Source organism: Planococcus sp. MB-3u-03, from assembly GCF_002833405.1.
Taxonomy (GTDB): domain Bacteria; phylum Bacillota; class Bacilli; order Bacillales_A; family Planococcaceae; genus Planococcus.
In genome coordinates, this window is record NZ_CP025134.1 from 1 (window position 1) to 1,226 (window position 1,226).

At 34.2% G+C, this 1,226-nt stretch carries 2 protein-coding genes; one reads left to right on the forward strand and one right to left on the reverse strand.

Features of this window, described 5'->3' with window-relative positions:
• The coding region (locus tag CW734_RS01170; RefSeq protein ID WP_101189126.1) for a hypothetical protein at positions 1-782 on the forward strand (782 nt) is incomplete at its 5' end.
• A 45-nt stretch (positions 783-827) separates the two neighbouring features.
• Here CW734_RS01170 and CW734_RS01175 read toward each other — a convergent pair.
• The gene (locus CW734_RS01175) at positions 828-1,154 is read right to left on the reverse strand and encodes a hypothetical protein (RefSeq protein ID WP_101189127.1); all 327 of its coding nucleotides are present in this window, start codon (positions 1,152-1,154) and stop codon (positions 828-830) included.
• Between the last annotated feature and the right edge of the window lie 72 nt (positions 1,155-1,226).

Consider the following 1,226-nt stretch of genomic DNA (forward strand, 5'->3'; position numbering starts at 1 on the left):
TAGGTTTTTCTGAATATATAAGAAGTACGCCAAAAGAAGAGCAGGCACAAGTCCTTTTAGATTTGCATTCCCAGCTTAGTGATTGTTATACAGAAATCAAGAAACTAAATGCATCAGCAAACTTTAAAGCTTTTACCGATAATATTGTGCTAGCTTACCCTCGTTATGAAGACGGGGAAGGGCAGCTCGGAAATATCATAACCAGTATAAGTGAATTTCAACTCAACATGACTCTGAATGGGTATTTTGTGCGAGGAGGAACATCATTAGGTGATTATTACGGTGATGATACTTTCGCCTTTGGCCCAGCGCTTTTAGAGGCTCATGACTTAGAAAGTATTTACGCGATTCATCCACGCATTGCTATAAGCAACACGGTGGCTGCTTTAATGGGCGTATACATAAAACAGTTTTATGGAGGAAGTCATGCCCCACAATCAGAACAATTACTCTTGGACTTAGAAGATAATATCTATTTTATAAATTACCTTTATTATATAGAAGACCTTTTTTATGATGGCTTACCTGTAGCTAAATATCTTGATATGGTCATGACACATAAAGAGAAAATTGAAGCCGCGCTTGAAAAGTACTCTGATGACCCAAAAATCGAGAGCAAATATAGTTGGGTAGCTAAATACCATAACCATTATTGCGATGTTTATTTACCGTCCAAAAAGAAGGTGCAAGATTTAAATATCGGAAATTATAAAATATCATCTCTTTCAAGCGGAAATTTTATTAGCTTATATTCCGCATTAAGAACTGGACTAATGAAGTAAATGATAGAAAAAAACCAGGTGCATGAGCTCCTGGTTTTTTTAGATTTATAAATTTACCTTCAGTAGCTGTTTGCTAAATAGTTGGCCTTTTTCTTCGGCGAAATGGTCAACACTTGTAGAAGTCCCAACTTCATTTCTCTCTAAATGTAAATTAAAGTGTTCTCCTAGTTCAGTACGTACCGGCGAATCGATGCTTTGCGAAATAATAATTATACGAAGTCCACCATTGACGAAATCTGACAAATACTCAGTTATTTTATCGCTTTTTGCATTAAAAAATGAAAATTCATCAATCACCATTTTTTCTTTATCCTTTTCCTTCTTTTTATCCATTTTATATTCTCTAATCTCAATTTTATATAGATTTTCCATTTTTGTTCCTACTTGCTATTATATTTCATCACTTTTCTCCATTATATCTACTAAGTTTTGTGATAATTCTTG

Coding starts and splice junctions, on each gene's coding strand:
- CW734_RS01175 (WP_101189127.1), bottom strand. CDS start 1,154: ATGGAAAATCTATATAAAATTGAGATTAGAGAATATAAAATGGATAAA.